This window comes from Streptomyces sp. 1331.2 (assembly GCF_900199205.1).
GTDB lineage: Bacteria > Actinomycetota > Actinomycetes > Streptomycetales > Streptomycetaceae > Kitasatospora.
The window spans coordinates 1-16,428 of sequence record NZ_OBMJ01000001.1; the positions used below are offsets into that span (position 1 = coordinate 1).

The 16,428-nt window shown below is 74.9% G+C and carries 15 protein-coding genes, 1 tRNA gene and 2 pseudogenes; 7 read left to right on the top strand and 11 right to left on the bottom strand.

Annotation, left to right across the window (positions count from 1 at the left end):
* Both CRP52_RS00005 and CRP52_RS00010 read left to right on the top strand, forming a co-directional pair.
* On the top strand, nucleotides 1-199 hold a 199-nt coding region (locus tag CRP52_RS00005; protein ID WP_179852630.1), incomplete at its 5' end, for a nuclear transport factor 2 family protein.
* A 319-nt stretch (nucleotides 200-518) separates the two neighbouring features.
* Nucleotides 519-788 carry a hypothetical protein gene (locus CRP52_RS00010; protein ID WP_097234450.1) on the top strand — a complete coding sequence of 90 codons (270 nt, stop codon included), beginning with the start codon at nucleotides 519-521 and terminating at the stop codon, nucleotides 786-788.
* A 148-nt stretch (nucleotides 789-936) separates the two neighbouring features.
* Here CRP52_RS00010 and CRP52_RS00015 read toward each other — a convergent pair whose 3' ends face one another.
* From CRP52_RS00015 to CRP52_RS00040, 5 genes are all read right to left on the bottom strand, one after another.
* Complete coding sequence (locus tag CRP52_RS00015; protein WP_179852631.1) at nucleotides 937-1,668, bottom strand: VC0807 family protein; 732 nt, start codon at nucleotides 1,666-1,668, stop codon at nucleotides 937-939.
* A gap of 65 nt (nucleotides 1,669-1,733) precedes the next feature.
* Nucleotides 1,734-2,333 carry a TetR/AcrR family transcriptional regulator gene (locus CRP52_RS00020; RefSeq protein ID WP_097234451.1) on the bottom strand — a complete coding sequence of 200 codons (600 nt, stop codon included), beginning with the start codon at nucleotides 2,331-2,333 and terminating at the stop codon, nucleotides 1,734-1,736.
* A 323-nt stretch (nucleotides 2,334-2,656) separates the two neighbouring features.
* Entirely contained in the window at nucleotides 2,657-3,076 is a 420-nt protein-coding gene (locus CRP52_RS00025; RefSeq protein WP_097234452.1) for a hypothetical protein, read from the bottom strand.
* 562 nt (nucleotides 3,077-3,638) lie between these two features.
* Nucleotides 3,639-5,303, bottom strand: a complete 1,665-nt coding sequence (locus CRP52_RS00035) for an FAD-dependent monooxygenase (RefSeq protein ID WP_097239727.1) — start codon at nucleotides 5,301-5,303, stop codon at nucleotides 3,639-3,641.
* Nucleotides 5,304-5,431: 128 nt separating this feature from the next.
* Nucleotides 5,432-6,463: a glycosyltransferase family 2 protein gene (locus CRP52_RS00040; protein ID WP_097234453.1), complete on the bottom strand. Its 1,032-nt coding sequence runs from the start codon at nucleotides 6,461-6,463 to the stop codon at nucleotides 5,432-5,434.
* A gap of 249 nt (nucleotides 6,464-6,712) precedes the next feature.
* On the opposite strand from CRP52_RS00040, the gene CRP52_RS00045 reads away from it, so the two are divergent.
* Nucleotides 6,713-7,531 (top strand): methyltransferase domain-containing protein, encoded by an 819-nt coding sequence (locus CRP52_RS00045; RefSeq protein ID WP_097234454.1) that lies wholly within the window; start codon nucleotides 6,713-6,715, stop codon nucleotides 7,529-7,531.
* A gap of 130 nt (nucleotides 7,532-7,661) precedes the next feature.
* Here the strand turns inward: CRP52_RS00045 and CRP52_RS00050 are convergent.
* Together CRP52_RS00050 and CRP52_RS00055 are read right to left on the bottom strand one after the other, a co-directional pair.
* A pseudogene (locus CRP52_RS00050) lies at nucleotides 7,662-8,561 on the bottom strand (SDR family oxidoreductase); the annotation flags it as partial.
* Entirely contained in the window at nucleotides 8,558-9,223 is a 666-nt protein-coding gene (locus CRP52_RS00055) for a TetR/AcrR family transcriptional regulator (protein WP_097234455.1), read from the bottom strand. The pseudogene CRP52_RS00050 and the gene CRP52_RS00055, both read right to left, overlap by 4 nt.
* Nucleotides 9,224-9,452: 229 nt before the next feature.
* Here CRP52_RS00055 and CRP52_RS00060 point away from each other — a divergent pair, with 229 nt between their 5' ends.
* The 3 genes and pseudogenes from CRP52_RS00060 to CRP52_RS00070 all read left to right on the top strand — a co-directional run bounded on the left by CRP52_RS00060 (nucleotide 9,453) and on the right by CRP52_RS00070 (nucleotide 12,495).
* Nucleotides 9,453-9,653, top strand: coding sequence for a hypothetical protein (locus tag CRP52_RS00060; RefSeq protein WP_097239728.1), 201 nt, complete (start codon nucleotides 9,453-9,455; stop codon nucleotides 9,651-9,653).
* A 155-nt stretch (nucleotides 9,654-9,808) separates the two neighbouring features.
* Nucleotides 9,809-11,899, top strand: a complete 2,091-nt coding sequence (gene ligA / locus CRP52_RS00065) for an NAD-dependent DNA ligase LigA (RefSeq protein WP_257032195.1) — start codon at nucleotides 9,809-9,811, stop codon at nucleotides 11,897-11,899.
* Nucleotides 11,896-12,495 (top strand): annotated as a pseudogene (locus CRP52_RS00070) (serine hydrolase). The gene ligA and the pseudogene CRP52_RS00070 overlap by 4 nt, the downstream one beginning before the upstream one ends.
* A gap of 67 nt (nucleotides 12,496-12,562) precedes the next feature.
* Here CRP52_RS00070 and CRP52_RS00075 read toward each other — a convergent pair.
* Nucleotides 12,563-12,631 (bottom strand) — tRNA-Glu (locus tag CRP52_RS00075).
* 239 nt (nucleotides 12,632-12,870) lie between these two features.
* Here CRP52_RS00075 and CRP52_RS00080 point away from each other — a divergent pair.
* Nucleotides 12,871-13,890: an AraC family transcriptional regulator gene (locus tag CRP52_RS00080; RefSeq protein WP_257032196.1), complete on the top strand. Its 1,020-nt coding sequence runs from the start codon at nucleotides 12,871-12,873 to the stop codon at nucleotides 13,888-13,890.
* Between the two features lie 209 nt (nucleotides 13,891-14,099).
* Here CRP52_RS00080 and CRP52_RS00085 read toward each other — a convergent pair whose 3' ends face one another.
* The 3 genes from CRP52_RS00085 to CRP52_RS00095 form a co-directional block, all read right to left on the bottom strand.
* Nucleotides 14,100-15,101: a DUF4232 domain-containing protein gene (locus tag CRP52_RS00085; RefSeq protein ID WP_097234457.1), complete on the bottom strand. Its 1,002-nt coding sequence runs from the start codon at nucleotides 15,099-15,101 to the stop codon at nucleotides 14,100-14,102.
* Nucleotides 15,102-15,218: 117 nt separating this feature from the next.
* Nucleotides 15,219-15,443 (bottom strand): translation initiation factor IF-1, encoded by a 225-nt coding sequence (gene infA / locus CRP52_RS00090; protein ID WP_097234458.1) that lies wholly within the window; start codon nucleotides 15,441-15,443, stop codon nucleotides 15,219-15,221.
* 65 nt (nucleotides 15,444-15,508) lie between these two features.
* Nucleotides 15,509-16,306: a GNAT family N-acetyltransferase gene (locus CRP52_RS00095; RefSeq protein ID WP_097234459.1), complete on the bottom strand. Its 798-nt coding sequence runs from the start codon at nucleotides 16,304-16,306 to the stop codon at nucleotides 15,509-15,511.
* Nucleotides 16,307-16,428 lie beyond the last annotated feature (122 nt).

Sequence of the window (16,428 nt, forward strand, 5' to 3'; positions counted from 1 at the left end):
CGACGGGGACACCGCCCGCCTCACCGCACTCGTCGAGGCCCAGCACCTGCTCACCGACGGCTCGGGCACCCACGCCCTGCTCAAGAACCCCTACACCGTCGACCTGGTCCGCGGCGACGGCGGCCGCTGGCTCGTCCACCGGATGCGCATCGACAACAGCTGGCTCACCGGCGACCCCACCGCCGTCTTCGGCGCCTGAACGGTGACCGGAAGCCGCTGTCGGCCGCCGGCTGCCGGCCCGTAGGAATCGGCGCGGCGCCGGCGGGACGGTGATCGCCGGCGCCGGCGGCCGGTGACTGCGGCCGGGGCTGGGGAGCCTGCTCCGCCCGACTGATCCCGGGCGATAAGCGTACGATCCGTATCCCTGCAGGTCGGCGCGGTGTGTCTGACGAGCTGTGAGGTCCGCTCGGGCGGTGGCAGCGCTTGCGGGGGGTGACGGCGCATGGCTGTCTGAAGTCGTGGCGAGGCCGACCGGCGCCGCCGCTTCATTTCCTGGATATCCGTGGAGGATCTTTCCCATGCGTGCTCTCAAGCGTGTTCTGGCCGTCAGTGCTCTCACCGTCCCGCTCGTGATCGGCTGCGCCGGTCTGGCCTCGGCCCAGGAGGGCCTGGACGCGAACTTCGGCAAGGGCTACTTCACCGCGAACCAGAACGGCGCCGGCGTCGCGGCGGTCGAATCACACGTCGGCCCCGACGGCATCTCGCACGCCGACTTCTGGATCTTGGCCGACGACAACGGAGTCACCGGCTCGTTCACGGGTTCCGGCGCCACCTGGAACAACGGCTGACGAAACCGCGGCACCGGGCGGGCGGGAGCGGTCACCCGCCCTGCCCGACCAGGCGGCCAGGCCCCGGCGGGCGTCCTGAGGATTCCTCAGGACGCCCGCCGGGGCCCGTCTGCGGGGCGGCCGTGGGGTCGGCCACGGGGTCGGACCTTCAGACCTTCAGGCCGTGGCGGGTGACGTACCAGAAGTGGAAGGCGAACAGCCCGCCCAGCACCGCCAGCCACTGCAGCGAGTTCACCAGCGGCACCAGGTCCACCGGCAGAGTGGAGGCCAGGACCACCCGGATCACGGCGTCCACGGCGAACCCGAGGCCCCAGACCGCGGTCAGGGTCCGCAGGTGGCGGCGGAAGGCCGCGTCGTGGTCCCAGCGCCCCACCCACTCCTGGGCGCCCGCCTCGCCGATCTTGGCGGCGACGATCGAACGCGCCGCGGTCAGCATGAACGGGCGCTGCGTGGCCAGGGTGCCCAGCACCCAGATCCCGAGCACGCCGAACACCCAGCTGTCGCGCACCAGCAGCACCCGGGGGCTGCCGCTGACCATCGACATCAGCGCACCGACGACGATCATCAGCAGCGTGAAGACCGGCATCACCTCGATCCGGCGGCTGCGCACCATGCCGAGCACCAGCCACGGCACCAGCAGCAGGCTGCTGACCAGGAGCGCGGCCCACTGGCTGAGGCCCACGCCCTGCAGGACGTAGAAGCCGCCGAGCGGCAGCGCGAGTTCGAAGACCAGCGACTTGACCAGTGCGCGCTTGGCGGCGCGGGACTTGTGGGCCTTCTGGTCCGCGCCCGGTGCGGACGCGGCGGCCTGCGGGCCGGTCTCCCGGTCGGTGTCCTGCTGGGTGTCCTGTCCGACCTGCTTGTTCACGATCTCCCCCATCACGCTCGCCCCTCCCATGACTGCCTCTGCCCTGTCCTGTGTGACCTGCTGATCCGGGTGTGCCGCTACGGTTCGGCGCGGGTGGCCCGGTCGAAAGTGTCCGCGAGTTCGCGGCCGGCCTCGGCGACGTCGAAGGTCGGATCGCCCACCCAGCGCATCACCACGGCGTCGATCGCCCCGCGCAGCGCGACGAGCATCAGCCGGGGGTCGAACTCCCGGAACTCGCCCGCCTCCTGGGCTGCGCGGACGGCCTGCTCCTGGCTCTCCATCAGCTGCTGCACCGAGGCCTGGTAGCCCACGTTGGTCGGGTCGTCCCCGCCGAGGTTGGGCAGCACCTCGATCAGCGCCTTCAGGTGCTGGGGGCAGACCGTGAGCAGTTCGACGTTGGACTCGATGAATGCCCGCAGCCGCTCCCGTGCGCCCTCGGCCGCGCCGACCCTGGGCGCCATGAAGCCGGCGGTCACCCTGGTCACCTCGGCGACGACCTCGTGCATCAGGTCGTCCTTGCCGGCGAAGTGGTACGAGATCATCCCGGTGCTGCTCAGCCCGGCCTGCTTCGCGATCCGGCTGAACGAGGCCTTCGCGTAGCCCAGTTCGGCGACCACTTCGATGGCGGCCTGCACGATCTGCGCCCGGCGCCCCGTCTCGGTGAACGTCCGACCCATCCCCACGCCTCCTTGCCCCTGCGAGCAAGCTCTTGCTCGCCTGAGCAAGACTCTAGGGCAGTTTGCTCACCTGAGCAAGAACTTGCCCGCGCGAGCAAAAATCTGGGCGTGCGGGGTGGTGCGGTGCAGTGCGGGGCTCGGGGTCGCAGTTGTGATAGGCGGGGCGACCAGGGCGACCAGGGCGACCGTACGGCGAGGCGGTGGGCACGGCGGGGGGCGGAGGGCCGGGGGGAACGAGGAGGGCCGGGCGGCCGGGGGACGAGGAGGGCCGGGCGGGCGTGCGGGGATTCCGCGCGCCCGCCCGGCCCCCGGCCGGTGGCGTGTCAGGCGACCCGGCGCCACGCGCTCCAGCTGCCGTCCGCGGAGTGGAAGCGGGACCACAGGCCGCCGTCCGTGCCCTTCGCGCCGACCTCGAACTGGCCGAGGCCCATGTCGGAGGCGATGATGCCGACCCCGCCGACCAGGTAGCCGCCCAGGGACGACCAGGCACTCTTCTTGCCGGACGCGCTGCTCGAACGCGTCCACACGGCGTGGTCGGTTCCGATCACGAAGGCCTGCCGGCGGCCGTCCCGGTAGGCGTACTCCACGATGCCGGGCTGACCGTACTCGGCGCCGCAGAGGTACTCGCCGCCCCAGGTGGGGCTGACGCAGTGCATCGGCTCCGCCACCGCGTCGGCGGGCGCCGCCGTCAGCGCGACACCGGCGAGAACGGCGGCCGCCACCGCCGTCTTGATCTTCTTCACGGGTACTCCTCAGTCGGTACGGACCGAAGCCGCCCGTCCGGCGGGCGGCCCCCTCACCTGAGGTGACGGGCGTCCGGAATCGACGGGTTCACCCGTGCCGCCGGCTGCGTGGGCAGGACGCGGGCGGGGCGGACGAGGGCGGCGAGGAGCGGGGGCAAGGCGGGACGGGGAGCGCGGTCCTGCCGCTTGACCCGCGCCGCACCCGCTCCCGCAAAGTGCGCCGGGATCACCAACTCCCCTTCTGCTGCCGCCCGTTCCAGCACCTTCAGCCGGCTGGCCGCCGCCCGGACCGGATCCAGGCAGAAGCAGCTGCTGCACGAGGGTGCTCCAGCTGCACGGGCGAGTGCATCAGGTCCCATTCCGCCCACCGCCGCGGGTCGCCCCGCTGCTGGTGCGTGCCGCGGACCCGGCCGCCGGGTCGAAGTACGCCCGGTCCGCCGCCGGCATCCTCACTGCGCGCGCGGGGCGAAACCTGCCGGGTCCAAGCTGATGATCGCATTCAGGTCGGCATCCTCTCGCCCCGCTCCGCCTGGGAGCACCCCGTTCACGGGCCGGTGGGGCGTCAGTTCCCCAGGGCGCGGGGGCCGGGGCACGAAGGGCGAGGACGGGGGCTCGGGGGTGCGCCGGCCCAGCGGTGGAGGGCGGCTTCGAGGTCTGCGGCCGCGTCGGCGGTGCGGCCGGTGTCGCAGGCCCAGGCGACCACCCCGTCCGGGCGGACCAGCACGCCGGCCGGCGTCGCGGCACCCGGGTCGGCGACGGCGCTCACCCGCCCCTTCCAGGCCTCGGCGAGGCGGGCGAGCGCGCCGTCCGGGGTGCGGTCGAGCAGCAGGAAGCCGCCGCCGTGGCCGTGGTCGGCCAGCCGGGAGCCGTCCCCCAGCCACAGGTCGGGGGCGCAGCGGCCGACCAGGGGGTGGCTGCCGGGCAGGTCGACGCGCTGGGTGACGCCGGAGATCTGCTTGACGGCGTGGGTCGCGCCGTCCGGGGTGGCGAGCAGGTCGGCGAGGACCTGCCGCAGGGCGGCCGACGCGGCGTCCCCGCGCATCACTGCGGTCTGGGCCCGCGTCCAGTCCAGTACCCAGGCGCCCAGGGGGCGGCGTTCGGCGTCGTAGCTGTCGAGCAGCCCCTCGGGCGCCCATCCGGCGACCACGGCGCCGAGCTTCCAGCCCAGGTTCATCGCGTCGCCGACCCCGAGGTTGAGCCCCTGGCCGCCGAACGGCGAGTGCACGTGCGCGGCGTCGCCGGCCAGCAGCACGCGGCCCGACCGGTAGGTGGCGGCCTGGCGGGCGTTGTCGCTCCAGCGGGTCGCGGCGCCGCGCAGCGCGGTCAGCGTGACGTCGGTGCCCGAGACCCGGCGCAGGACGGCCTGCAGTTCGTCGAGGGTGACGGGTGTCGTACGGTCGGCGGGCGGGCGGGCGAACTCCACGGTGGCCACCCGCCCGGGCTGCGGCCCGCAGCGGTACGCGCCCCGGGCCGACCACGTCCATCCGTCGGCGAGCTTCTCCGGGTCGGCGATGTCGACGAGCGCCGCGTGTCCGGTGAGTTCGGGGTCGGTGCCGGGGAAGGCGATGCCCGCGAGGCGGCGTACGGTGCTGCGCCCGCCGTCGCAGCCGACCAGCCAGCGGCTGCGCACCGGGCCGGCGGTGGTGGTGGCGAGGACGGCGTCGCCGGTGTCCTCCAGCCCGGTGACCTCCACCCCGCGGCGCACCGGGACGCCGAGCCGTGCGACGTGGCCGGCCAGCAGTTCCTCCAGTTCGCGTTGCGGGACCATCCGCGCTGCGTCGACCGCGGTGTGCGCGGCGAGGTCGGGGTCGGTCCAGTCGACGAGGCCGGGGTCGAGGACCATCCCGGCGAAGTGCCCGGTGAAGCGCGGCTCGCCCGCCGGCCGGCCGGCACCGGGGCGCAGGCTGTCGGCACCGGGGCGGGGGCCGTCGGCCGGGTTCGCGAAGGGCCCCGTCCGGGCGAGCAGGTCCCGGTGCACCCGTTCGGCGGCGGGCAGCAGGCCGCGGCGGTCGAGCGCCTGGGCCGTCGGCACGTTGATCGCCCCCGCCTTCATGCCCGGGTCGGGCTCGGCCAGCCGTTCGAGCACCTGCACCCCCACCCCGCACAGCGCCAGTTCCGCGGCGAGCACCAGGCCCACCGGCCCGGCTCCGACCACGGTCACCTCCACGTCCGTGGCGGTGCCCGTAACAGTGTCGGTGGCGGTGGCGGTGTCCGCGTGGTGGTTCATCGACTTCATGACGAACAGTGTTCCATAAACGAACAGCGTTCGCTACGGCTCGGCGGCAGCCCGGTGGAGGACGGGGAGGGGCCCGGGCCGGTGCCCCCTGCCGCCGGCTGCCGGCTGCCGGGGCGACGTCAGGCCCGGGCGGCGGCCTGGCGGGTGCGGCGGGCGAGGCGGTGGAGGCGCTGGACGGCGACGAAGCGGTGCATCCGGTCGGCCAGCGTCAGGCGGTACTTGAGGCGCAGCTGGGTGTTCAGGCCGGCGAGGCGGTCGGGGCCGATGGCCCGGAGCAGTCGGCTGACGTGCTGCTGGTAGGTCTCGCGGTAGTCGCGGTCGCCGTCCGGGACGGTCCAGAAGAACATCGGGATCTCCTCGACCAGGCAGTTGCGGTCGTAGGCGCGCAGGTGGTCGGCGAACACCGGCTCGGGGCGGGCGAGCAGCCATTCGCGGACCAGTTCCATCGAGCGGACCCGGTCGATGAGGCCGCGCGGGTCGGTCCTCTTCTGGGTGATGGACAGGTCGCCGTCCTCGCGCACGCGCCAGTGGTAGATCGGGTCGGCGAGGACGTCGACGCGTTCGGCGAGGAAGTGGTGGGGCACGCTGACCGGCGCGTCCTCGTACAGGATGCCCTCGGGGTAGAGGATGCCCGCGGCGTCGAAGAAGGAGCGCCGGTAGACCTTGTTCCAGGCGGTGCGGTCGGTGACCAGGGCGGGCAGTTCGCTGACGTGGGTGCGCAGCCGGGTCTCGCGGAACGGGCGGCGGTGGGCGTGGGAGGGGGTGAGGCCGGTGGTGCGCAGGCGCATCGCGTTGCCGGTGGCGAAGTCGGATCCGGTCTCGTCCAGCGTGCCGATCATCAGCTCGTACGCGTGCGGGGGCAGGGTGTCGTCGCTGTCGACGAAGGCGAGGTAGGCGGTGCCGGGGGTGAGGTGGCGCCAGCCGGTGTTGCGGGCGGCGCCGAGGCCCTTGTTCTCCTGGCGGACCAGCCGGAAGCGCGGGTCACGGTCGGCGTAGGCCGCGGCGATGGCGGGGCCGTCGTCGGTCGAGCCGTCGTCGACCATGACGCATTCGAAGTCCTCGAAGGTCTGGGCCGCGATCGAGTCCAGGCATTCCCGGAGGTAGCGCTCGACGTTGTAGATCGGGACGACGACGGACAGGCGCGGGGCCATCGGACGGCCTTTCGCTCAAGCGGCGGACGGGCCGGACGGACGGACCGGGCGGGTGCGCGCCGCCGACGGCCGTCACCGGCAGTGGCCCGAATGTAGGGACAGCATACGGCTGTTGGGCGAACGCGCAGTGGCGTCGAGCCTGCCGGGCGGTGGAGCAGGCGTGTCCTGCGTCAACCGCACGGGAACGGCGTCAACCGCGTGTGAACGGCTTCGCCCGTGCGTGGGAGGCGTCTTCCTATAGTGGGCGCCATGACCGACCCGCGCCCCACCTCGGCCTTCCACGCGGCCAACGCCGACCCCGCGCTCACCGACCGGTTGACCGCCGCGCTGGACGTCCAGGCCGGCAATCCCGGTGTGCGGCGGCTGCGCGCGTGGGCGCACGAACGCCTCGCCGCGCGCCCCGGCGAGCGGGCGCTGGACGTCGGCTGCGGCACCGGCTCGGAGACCCGGGTGCTCGCGGCGGCGGTCGCCCCGGGCGGCACCGCGACCGGTCTCGAACCCCACCCGGGCCTGCGCGCGGTCGCCGAGCGGCGCGCCGCCGAGGCCGGCAGCCCGGCCCGTTTCCTGGACGGCGACGCGCTCGCGCTGGCGCTGCCCGATGCCGGGGTGGACGTGGTCTGGTGCGAGCGCGTCCTGCAGCACCTGGACGATCCGGAGCGGGCCGTCGCCGAGATCGCCCGGGTCCTGCGCCCGGGCGGGCGGGTCGCCCTGCTCGACACCGACTGGTCCACCTTCGTCCTGCACCCGGCCGCCCCGGAGGTCCGTCCCGCGCTGGCCTCGGTCGCCCGGGCCGCCGCCGCCACCCCGGACGCCGGGCGCAGCCTGGCGCTCTGGCTGGCCGGGGCGGGGCTGGCCGTCGACGAGCTCGGCGCCGACGTCCTCGTGCACGATCCGCGCACCGTCAGCCGGCCGATCGTCCAGGGGCTCGGCGCGGCGGCCCTCGGGCGGGGCCTGATCACCGAGGAGCAGCGCGAGCGGCTCCTCGCCGGCTTGGAGGCCGCGGCCGGACAGGGCGCCTTTCACCTGTCGGTGACGATGTTCGCCGTCGTCGCCCACCGGCCCGGCTGACCGGGTGTCCGCCCGGCCGGCCCCGCTGAGCGGCTGCCTTCCCGGCCCGAGGGGGCACGGGCCGGGTGGACGGGGCGGGGCGGACGGGCCGGTGGGCGGAGGCGGTGGGCGGGCCGGTGTCAGAGCGGGTCCCCAGCGGGCCGAACCTCTCCTCCAGGTTCTCGGCCCAGTGGGCGGCGAAGTCCGGCCGGGTGCCGTCGGTGTCGGTGAAGCCGTACTCCCGGTACAGGCCCCAGGTGGCCAGCGCCTTCCCGGTCTTGGCCATGACGTTCGGGTCGGCGGCCAGGGCGGCCACGGCCCGGCCCAGGTAGGCGGGGCTCTCGGAGTGGGCGAAGTCCGGGTCCTGTGCCGCGCCCTCGCGCCAGGTCTGCTCGGTGACGCCGAAGTGCTCCAGGACGGCCTCCGAGCGCAGGAAGCCGGGGGTGATCGCGAGGGCCGCGACGCCGTGCGGGGCGAGTTCGGCGGCCTGGGCGACGGCGAGGCGGATGACCGCCGACTTCGCCAGGTCGTAGAAGAAGGAGCCGCGGTAGCGGGCGGTGTTGCCGTCGGTGACCTCGACGACCAGACCGCTCCCGCGGGCGACCATCAGCGGCAGCGCGTACCGGCTGGTGATCACATGGGTGTCCACCGCCTGGCGCAGCAGCCGCAGGCCGGTGTCGAGGTCCTGCTCCCACAGCGGGTGGTTCCAGTCGGTCAGCGGGTCCGCGCCCCAGACGGAGTTGACCAGGACGTCCAGGCGCCCGTCCTGGTCGGCCGCGATCCGCTCGACCAGGGCCCGGACCTCCTCGGGGCGGCTGTGGTCGGTGCGCACGGGGATGCCCAGGCCGCCGGCGCCGGTGATGCGGGCGGCGGTCTCCTCGATGGTCTCCGGGCGGTCCAGGTCGGAGCGGGCGCCCGTGCTGCTGCGGCCGGTGACGTACACCGTGGCGCCGGCCGCGCCGAGTTCGACGGCGATGCCACGCCCTCCGCCCCGGGTGCCTCCGGCGACCAGGGCCACCTTTCCGGCCAGCGGGCGCGTGTCGGTCGTCATGAATCCTCCGGGGTGTCGGCGGGGAGCGGCTGGAGACGGGGCGAGGGGTGGGACGGGCGGCGGGGGGACGGCCGATGGGGCGGGCGGTGGGGGGAGAGCGCGGCGTCGAGTTCCCGGCGCAGCCGCTGCCCGAGGGTGCCTTCGCGTTCGAGGGCCCAGGTCAGGCCCGCGCCGGCGGTGACCGCCTGCACGGTGCGGGTCAACGCCGGGACGTCCGTTGCGGCGCGCAGCTCTCCGGTGTCGGCGGCCTGCGCCAGCAGTTCGCCGATCGCCCGTGCCTGGGCGTGGTGGACGGCCAGCGCGCGCTCGTGGAGCTGCGGGTCGGCGAGGTCCGCGCACAGGAAGGCCAGGTGGTTGGCAAAGGCCTGCGGCGTGGCCAGCTGCGCCGTCGCCTCGGTCAGCAGCTCCGCCAGGGCGGCGAGGGCACCGTCGGGCGTGCGGCGCACCCGCCCGATCAGCTCGTCGGCGTCCCGGACGGACTGGTCGGCGAGCGCCAGGAGCAGCCCGCGCTTGGAGCCGAACCGCTGGACGAGGGTGCCCGGGACGACCCCGGCCTCGCCCGCCACGGCGGCCAGGGTGAGCCCGGCGGGCCCCACCCGGCCCATGACCCGTGCCGCCGCGCGCAGGATCACCACGTCGTCGACCCCTCGGGGGCGTCCCATCGTCGTCACCTCGTTAATAAATGGCTGTTCATTTATTAAACACCGGGCACCGGGCGGCGGGCAATGCAGGGGCAGGACAGGGACGGGCCAGGAGGCGGGACCGGGGCAGGCGGGGTGGTGAATTAACCCGGATGGAGTAGTTTTGTCGTGCTCCACCCGCCGTACCCTCGCTTCCAGCAGACCATCGAAGGACCGTGCGAGCGGGCCACCAGGCGATGAGGTGATGGACATGCAGCAACCGTTGAGCGGAGACGTGCCGGAGTCGGCTTCCGAGGTCCGGCGACAGCTCTACACCGGATCGGAGCGCCCCTTCGACCCGGAGGACCTCGTGATGGCGTCGGGCCGCGACGTCACCCCCGAGCGTGTCGCCTGGGCGAGGCAGCAGATCGAGCAGAAGGGCGCCGCCGCCCTGGAGCGCTACCTCCCCTGAACCCACCACCCCCGAAGGGCCCGGCCCGCCCGCCGGGCCCCCGGGCGGGCACCCACCGCGAGCGGGCATCCGGCCCCCGCGCCGCCGGCGCCGGGACCGGGACCGGCCGCCGGCGCCGGGGTCGATTGTCAGTGCGAGTGGCGATGATGATGCCCATGAACGACGCCGCTCTGCTCACCCCCGGCGACTACGCCGACGCCGTCACCGCCGCCGTCCGGGCTGCCGCCGCCTACTACACCGACGGCGCCACCCCGCTCGGCGACGACGAGTACGACGCCCTGCTGCACGCCATCGCGGCCTACGAGCAGGCGCACCCGGGCCAGGCGCTGCCGGACTCCCCCACCGGGAAGGTCGCCGGCGGCGCGGTCGAGGGCGACGTGCCGCACAGCGTGCCGATGCTGTCGCTGGACAACGTCTTCTCCGCCGAGGAACTCACCGACTGGGCGGCCGGGCTGGAGCGCCGCCTGGGCCGCCCGGTGGACGCCTGGTGCGTGGAGCCCAAGCTCGACGGCCTGGCCGTCGCCGCCCGCTACCGCGCCGGGCGCCTCCACCAACTGATCACCCGTGGCGACGGCCTCGCCGGCGAGGACATCAGCCACGCCGCGGACGCCGTCCTGGGCCTGCCCGCCGCGCTCGCCGAGCCCGTCGACGTCGAGCTGCGCGGCGAAGTCCTGCTCACCCGCGAGCAGTTCGAGCACGCCAACGAGGTGCGCACCGCGCACGGCGCCGTCCCCTTCGCCAACCCGCGCAACGGCGCCGCCGGCACCCTGCGCGCCAAGGACCGCCCGTACCGCGTCGAGCTGACCTTCTTCGGCTACGCCGCCGTGGGCCTGGACACCGCTGCGGGCCCGGACGGCGAGCTCACCCACAGCGCCCTCCTGGAGCGCCTGGCCGCGCTCGGGGCCAACACCGCCGCCACCACCGCCGCCCACCCGCTGCGCTGCGCCACGCTGGAGCAGGCGCAGCAGCGCATCGAGGAGATCGCCGCGCTGCGCCCGGCCCTGCCGTTCGGCATCGACGGCGTCGTGGTCAAGGCGGACGCCGCCGCCGACCAGCGCGACGCCGGTTCCGGCTCGCGCGCGCCGCGCTGGGCCGTCGCCCGCAAGCTCGCCGCCGAGCACAAGGTCACCCGGCTGCTCGACGTCGAGTGGAACGTGGGGCGCACCGGCATCATCGCCCCGCGCGCGGTCCTGGAACCCGTCGTCATCGACGGCGTCACCGTCACCTACGCCACCCTCCACAACCCCGCCGACATCACCCGGCGCGGCCTCATGCTCGGCGACCGTGTCTTCGTCTACCGCGCCGGGGACGTCATCCCGCGCGTCGAGGCCCCGCTCGTCGAGGAGCGCACCGGCGACGAGCGTCCCATCGCCTTCCCCGAGTCCTGCCCCCGCTGCGGCGACGCCATCGACACCGGCGAGCAGCGCTGGCGCTGTGCCCGCGGGCGCAACTGCCAGGCCGTCGCCTCGGTGGTCTACGCGGCCGGCCGCGACCAGCTCGACATCGAGGGCCTGGGCGGCACCCGCGCCGTCCAGCTCGTCGAGTCCGGTCTGGTCGCCGACATCGCCGACCTGTTCTCGCTCACCCGCGAGCAGCTCCTCGGCCTGGAGCGCATGGGCGACACCAGTACCGACAACCTGCTCGCCGCGATCGAGACCGCCCGCAGCCGTCCGCTCAACCGGGTCTTCTGCGCGCTCGGGGTGCGCGGCACCGGGCGCACCATGTCCCGCCGCATCGCCGCCCACTTCGGCTCCATGGCCGCGATCCGCGCCGCCGACGCCGAGACGCTGGCCGCGGTGGACGGGATCGGGGCGGAGAAGGCCCGGGTCATCGTCGCCGAACTCGCCGACCTGGCACCGCTGTTGGACCGGCTCGCGGCCCGGGGCGTGGGCACCGCCGTCACCGCCCCGCAGGTGCCCGGCCCCGCCGGCGCCGGTGACGCTTCCGGCGGCGCTTCCGGCGAAGGCCCGACGCCGGCCGGGACGGCCGGGCCGCTGACGGGCGAGGCCGTCGTCGTCACCGGCAGCATGACCGGCCCGCTCGCCGCGCTGTCCCGCAACGAGATGAACGAGCTCGTCGAGCGCGCGGGCGGCAAGGCCTCCTCGTCCGTCTCCAAGCGCACCACCCTGCTCGTCGCCGGCGAGAAGGCCGGCTCCAAGCGGGCCAAGGCCGAGGAGCTCGGCATCCGGATCGTCACCCCCGACGAGTTCGCCGCCCTCGTCGCCGACCACCTGCCCCGGGGCTGACGGACGGCCACCCTGTCCCCGGCCCGGTTGACGCGGCGTCAGCCCGGCAGGCCGGGTCGGCGCAACCACGGGGAGGCCGGCGGGAACAGCGGGGCTCGGGGCGGAGCTCGGCCGGCCGGGTCATGGAGGGACCGGGGCCGTTTCCCGCGGGTGTCGGCCACATGCGCCTGGCCAGTGCCGCCAAGGCGTTCAACGGGCGCGGTCGCGCTGCGCCTGGTGGACTGCGGACTGCTCGGGCTGGACGACATGCTCGCCGAGCGGCTGCCCGCGCTGCCCGCCGCCTGGGGCGCGGTGACGCTGCGCCAGCTGCTGAACCACACCAGCGGTCTGCCGGACACAGCGACGCGTCGCGGTTCGTCGACCTGATCCGCGCCGACCCGCGCCACGTGTTCGACTCCCGCCGCCTGCTGGACTTCGTCGCCGGGCACACCGGCAACACCGCGGGCTACACCCAGCTGGGCGCGGGCACCCCGGACGGGCGCCGCAGCCTCACCGTCTCCGTGACCACGCAGGTCGACCAGGCGGGCAATCCGGACCTGCTGGCGCACCTGCGCGCGGTCGAGGAGGACTTCGTCTGCGCGCTGCCGGCCGGCTGAGGACGCCTGAGGGGGCCGCAACGCCGCAGGGGCGGAAGTCGAATCGACTTCCGCCCCTGCGAATCGGAGCGCCGGGCCCGAATCGAACGAACCCCTCCCACTGAAAGTGGGCGTGCTACCGCTGCACCACCGACGCCTGCTCCGGCAGGGCCCCGACCGCTTTCGCGATCTTGTCCCGCCGACAGGAAGAACGTACCAGTCCATGATCGGAAGACGGAAATCGGCGGCCGGCCCGCTCCCGGCCGCCCCCTGCCCGCCGTCGCACCGTCACCGCCCCCTTACGCTCTGGCAAGTCGCCGCAGGGCCGCCCGGCGCCGCCGGGGCCGGGCCCCGGCGGCGGGCCGCAGGAAGAACGCGCAGGAGGGAGTGGGGAGCGTGGGCGCGAGGACGGCGACTGTGTTCCGGGGCGAGGACGTGCCCGCGAAGGAACGGTTCGACTGCTGGCGGGAGCTGATCGGGCGGACCAGGGACAGCGAGATGACCAGTGCTCACGCCGACCACTTCGAGGCGGAGATGCGCCGGCTGGAGCTGGGGGCGGTGACCCTCCTGCGGTCCTCGTTCCCGCCCTCGCGCTTCCGGCGCACCGCCGCCATGGTGCGGCGCTCGGACCCGGGGGTGTACCACCTGACCCTGGTCCTCGACGGGGGCCTGTCGCTGGCGCGCGACGACCGCGAGCCCACCGCCGTGTTCGGCGCGGGAGAGCTGTACGTGCTCGACAGCTCCCAGCCCTACGACGTGCGGGGCCTCGGCGTGCGCACCGCCGGGCGGGGCCCGCGCCGGGTCGAAGCGGTGGGCGTCGACTTCCCCGTGTCCGCGCTGCCGCTGCCGCCCCACCGGCTGCACGACCTGATGGGACGCGGCTTCTCCGGGCGGGAGGGCACCTGCGCGCTGCTCACGGACTTCATCGTCGGCCTGGACCGGCAGGCCGCCCTCCTCGGACCGACCGAGACGCCCCGCCTGGGGACGGTGCTGGTCGACCTGGTGGCCGCCTGGCTGGCCCGGGAACTGGACGCCGAGGCCGAAGTGCCGGACGACGCCCGCCAGCGCGCCCTGGTGGAGAACGTGCGGACCTACATCCGCCGCAACCTGCACGACCCCGAACTGACACCGGCCGTGATCGCCGCCGCCCACCACGTCTCCCTCAGCTACCTGCACCGCCTGTTCACCCAGCACTCCCAGGGCGAGACCGTCGCCGCCTGGATCCGCGGCCGGCGCCTCGACCAGGCCCGCCGCGCCCTGGCCGACCCCGCGCTGCGCACCGTGCCCGTCCACGCGCTCGCCGCCCGCTGCGGCATCCCCCGCCCCTCCGACTTCAGCCGCGCCTTCCGCGCCGCGTACGGGCTCTCGCCCAGCGAGCACCGCCGCCGGGCGCTGTGCGAGCCCGCGAACGGGTAGCCGGGCACGGGCGGACGGGCACGCACGGGCGGGTGGCCGGGCGCGGGTGAAGCCGCGGTCGGTGGACGCATTGCCAAGGGAGTGTCGACGCAGTGCCAACACGACGGGGCCGCGGCCTGGCATCGTCCACGGGGGACGGGTCGGCGGCCCGGCACGCCACGGGGGAGCGTGCCGGGCCGCCGGTCTCGGTGCCCGGAGGCGGAGGCGGATCAGCCGCCGGCGGCCGGCGGCCTGCTCGCGGGGGCCTGTGCTGCGGCGTCCTCCCTGGCCCAGGCGCCGATGCCGAGGCGGCCGGTGGTGCCCAGGTCGAGTTCCGGGGTGACCATCACGGGAGCCGCACCGGGGGTGGCGCGGACCCGGATGTAGGGGACGTTCACCGGGGTGCCGGCCTCGGTGGTGTTGCGCCACACCAGGGTGGCTCCGGCACCCTCGCCCGGGCGCAGCGCGATCTTCTGCGGCGGCTTGTCCGCGCCGGTGCCGGTGGCGATCTCGGCGCCGCCGGAGAGCAGTCGGACCCCGTCGACCGGCCGGTGTCCCTGGTCGAGGAGTTGCAGGGTCGGGTAGCCGTCGAGGGCCACCGTGGTGGTGCCGCAGTTGCGCAGGTGCAGGCCGACCACGCGCAGGCCCATGGCGGCGTCGCCCTGGTCCGCGTACAGGCGCAGGCCGGAGGGCGGGCAGGGGCCGTCGGGCCGGGGGGCTTCGGCGCTGGGGACGCTGCGGACCTTGAGGATCTTCACCTGCGGTGCGGTGCCCGGCTTGGCCGTTGCGGGGGCGGGGCCGGGGCCGGGTGCGGTCAGGTCGAGCCGTCCCTTCTCGGTGGCGCCGGGGGCCAGTGCCGTGACGGTCCGTGACAGGTTGCCCGGTCCGCTCGCCTGGTCCGGGGTCCGGGCGAACAGCACGGTGATGTCGGAGGGTTCGGCGCCGGGGTTGGTCACCTCGTACTCGGCGCAGGCCGGGCCGACGGCGGTGATCCGTACGCCGTCCTGGGCGGGGCCGGCCGGCTGCGGCGCCCCGCACGGCCCGGTGCTGCCGGAGGCCGTCGGGGCGCCGGCGGCCCCGGCCCGCGCGCTCGTCCCGCTCGTCCCGGCCGTCTGAGTGCCGCAGCCGGTGAGCAGGACGGCGGCGAGGGCGGCGACGGCGGTGGCGGCCGGGGCCGCCGGGGCGGGACGGCGGGCCGTCAGCGTTCTGGTGGGCTTCTCGAACTGGCGCATCGGCCGAGTCGATCACGCTTCGTGTCCGAACGGCTGTGAGCCGGGCCACTCCCCCTGCAACAGCTCTGCAATGGTCCGGGCCCGCCCCGGGGCGGGGCGGGCCGCTGAGGGCGGGCGCTAGGAGCGGTAGCGGTAGCGGATGCGGCCGCGGGTGAGGTCGTAGGGGCTGAGCTCCACGAGGACGCGGTCGTGCGGGAGGATCCTGATGTGGTTCTTGCGGACCTTGCCGCTGATGTGGGCGAGCACGGTGTGCCCGTTGGGGAGTTCGACCCGGAAGGTGGCGTTGCGCAGGCACTCGGTGACGGTGCCTTCGACTTCGATGCCGTCTGTTGTCTTGGTCATGTCTCTCACCTCTTCGTTCGTGGCGTGTCGGGGGTGTGGCGGGGTGTGGCGGTGGTGACGGTGCGTCAGGGGTGGACGAGTTCGAGGGTGGCGCCCGCGCGGCGGGCGCCGATGGCCTCGAACAGGGCGGTGGCGGCCGTGTTGGACTCCGCCACCTCGGCCCAGGCCGTGGCGGTGCCGTTGCGGTGCAGTTCGCCCAGGGCGTGGGCCAGCAGGGCCCGGGCGATGCCGCGGCGCTGGTGGTCGGCCCGTACGGCGAGCATCCCGATCCGGGGCTGGCGGGGCAGCGGCGCGATGCGCAGCAGCCCGACGTACCGGCCGTCCTGACGGGCCACCGCGTACTGCGAGGGGTCGAGCACGGTGGTGCCGGCCGGGCGGGGAGGGATCTGGGCCGGCATGGCCGGCCAGCCGACGCCGGCCTCGACCTCGGCGTGGATGACGCGGTCGAGGTCGCGCAGCGGGCCTTCTTGGGCCTCACCGGCGGGCACGATGGTCACCCCTGCCGGGGGGCGTGCCGCGTCGAGGCCGGTGGCCTGCGGGTCGGTGGGCACGAGGTGGCCCCGCTCGCGGCGTACGGGCGTGAAGCCGGCCCGCTGCCAGGCGGCTGTCGTCTCGTGGTCGGCCTCGTCGGTGACGGCGTGCAGCGGGGCCGGCAGGTCGGCCGTCATCGTGGCGGCGATGCGGTCGAAGACCGCGTCGTGCCATGCGTCGATGCTGACGAACAGCCGGCCGTCGGGGCGGTGGGCGGCGTCGCCGTGGCCGACCACGTGGTCGTCCTGCACGGCGTGCCACTGGGTGTCCGAGAGTCGGGTGACCACGAGGGGGTGGCCGCCGGTGCCCGGGGTGGAAAGGGAAACGTTCATGGCGGTGCCTTTCGGGAGTGCCTGGTCTGAGGCGCTCCCGGGCGACACCTGAGTCAGTCGCCCGCCGTGGTGGAGAGGGGGAGCACCCACACGGATACAGCCTTCATGGGTCTCACCTCCTC

Excerpts from the sequence above, each read along its gene's own strand:
- CRP52_RS00010 (WP_097234450.1), top strand. The coding sequence starts at position 519 with ATGCGTGCTCTCAAGCGTGTTCTGGCCGTCAGTGCTCTCACCGTCCCG.
- CRP52_RS00015 (WP_179852631.1), bottom strand. The coding sequence starts at position 1,668 with ATGGGGGAGATCGTGAACAAGCAGGTCGGACAGGACACCCAGCAGGAC.
- CRP52_RS00020 (WP_097234451.1), bottom strand. The coding sequence starts at position 2,333 with ATGGGTCGGACGTTCACCGAGACGGGGCGCCGGGCGCAGATCGTGCAG.
- CRP52_RS00035 (WP_097239727.1), bottom strand. The coding sequence starts at position 5,303 with ATGAACCACCACGCGGACACCGCCACCGCCACCGACACTGTTACGGGC.
- CRP52_RS00040 (WP_097234453.1), bottom strand. The coding sequence starts at position 6,463 with ATGGCCCCGCGCCTGTCCGTCGTCGTCCCGATCTACAACGTCGAGCGC.
- CRP52_RS00045 (WP_097234454.1), top strand. The coding sequence starts at position 6,713 with ATGACCGACCCGCGCCCCACCTCGGCCTTCCACGCGGCCAACGCCGAC.
- CRP52_RS00055 (WP_097234455.1), bottom strand. The coding sequence starts at position 9,223 with ATGGGACGCCCCCGAGGGGTCGACGACGTGGTGATCCTGCGCGCGGCG.
- CRP52_RS00060 (WP_097239728.1), top strand. The coding sequence starts at position 9,453 with ATGCAGCAACCGTTGAGCGGAGACGTGCCGGAGTCGGCTTCCGAGGTC.
- ligA (WP_257032195.1), top strand. The coding sequence starts at position 9,809 with ATGAACGACGCCGCTCTGCTCACCCCCGGCGACTACGCCGACGCCGTC.
- CRP52_RS00085 (WP_097234457.1), bottom strand. The coding sequence starts at position 15,101 with ATGCGCCAGTTCGAGAAGCCCACCAGAACGCTGACGGCCCGCCGTCCC.
- infA (WP_097234458.1), bottom strand. The coding sequence starts at position 15,443 with ATGACCAAGACAACAGACGGCATCGAAGTCGAAGGCACCGTCACCGAG.
- CRP52_RS00095 (WP_097234459.1), bottom strand. The coding sequence starts at position 16,306 with ATGAACGTTTCCCTTTCCACCCCGGGCACCGGCGGCCACCCCCTCGTG.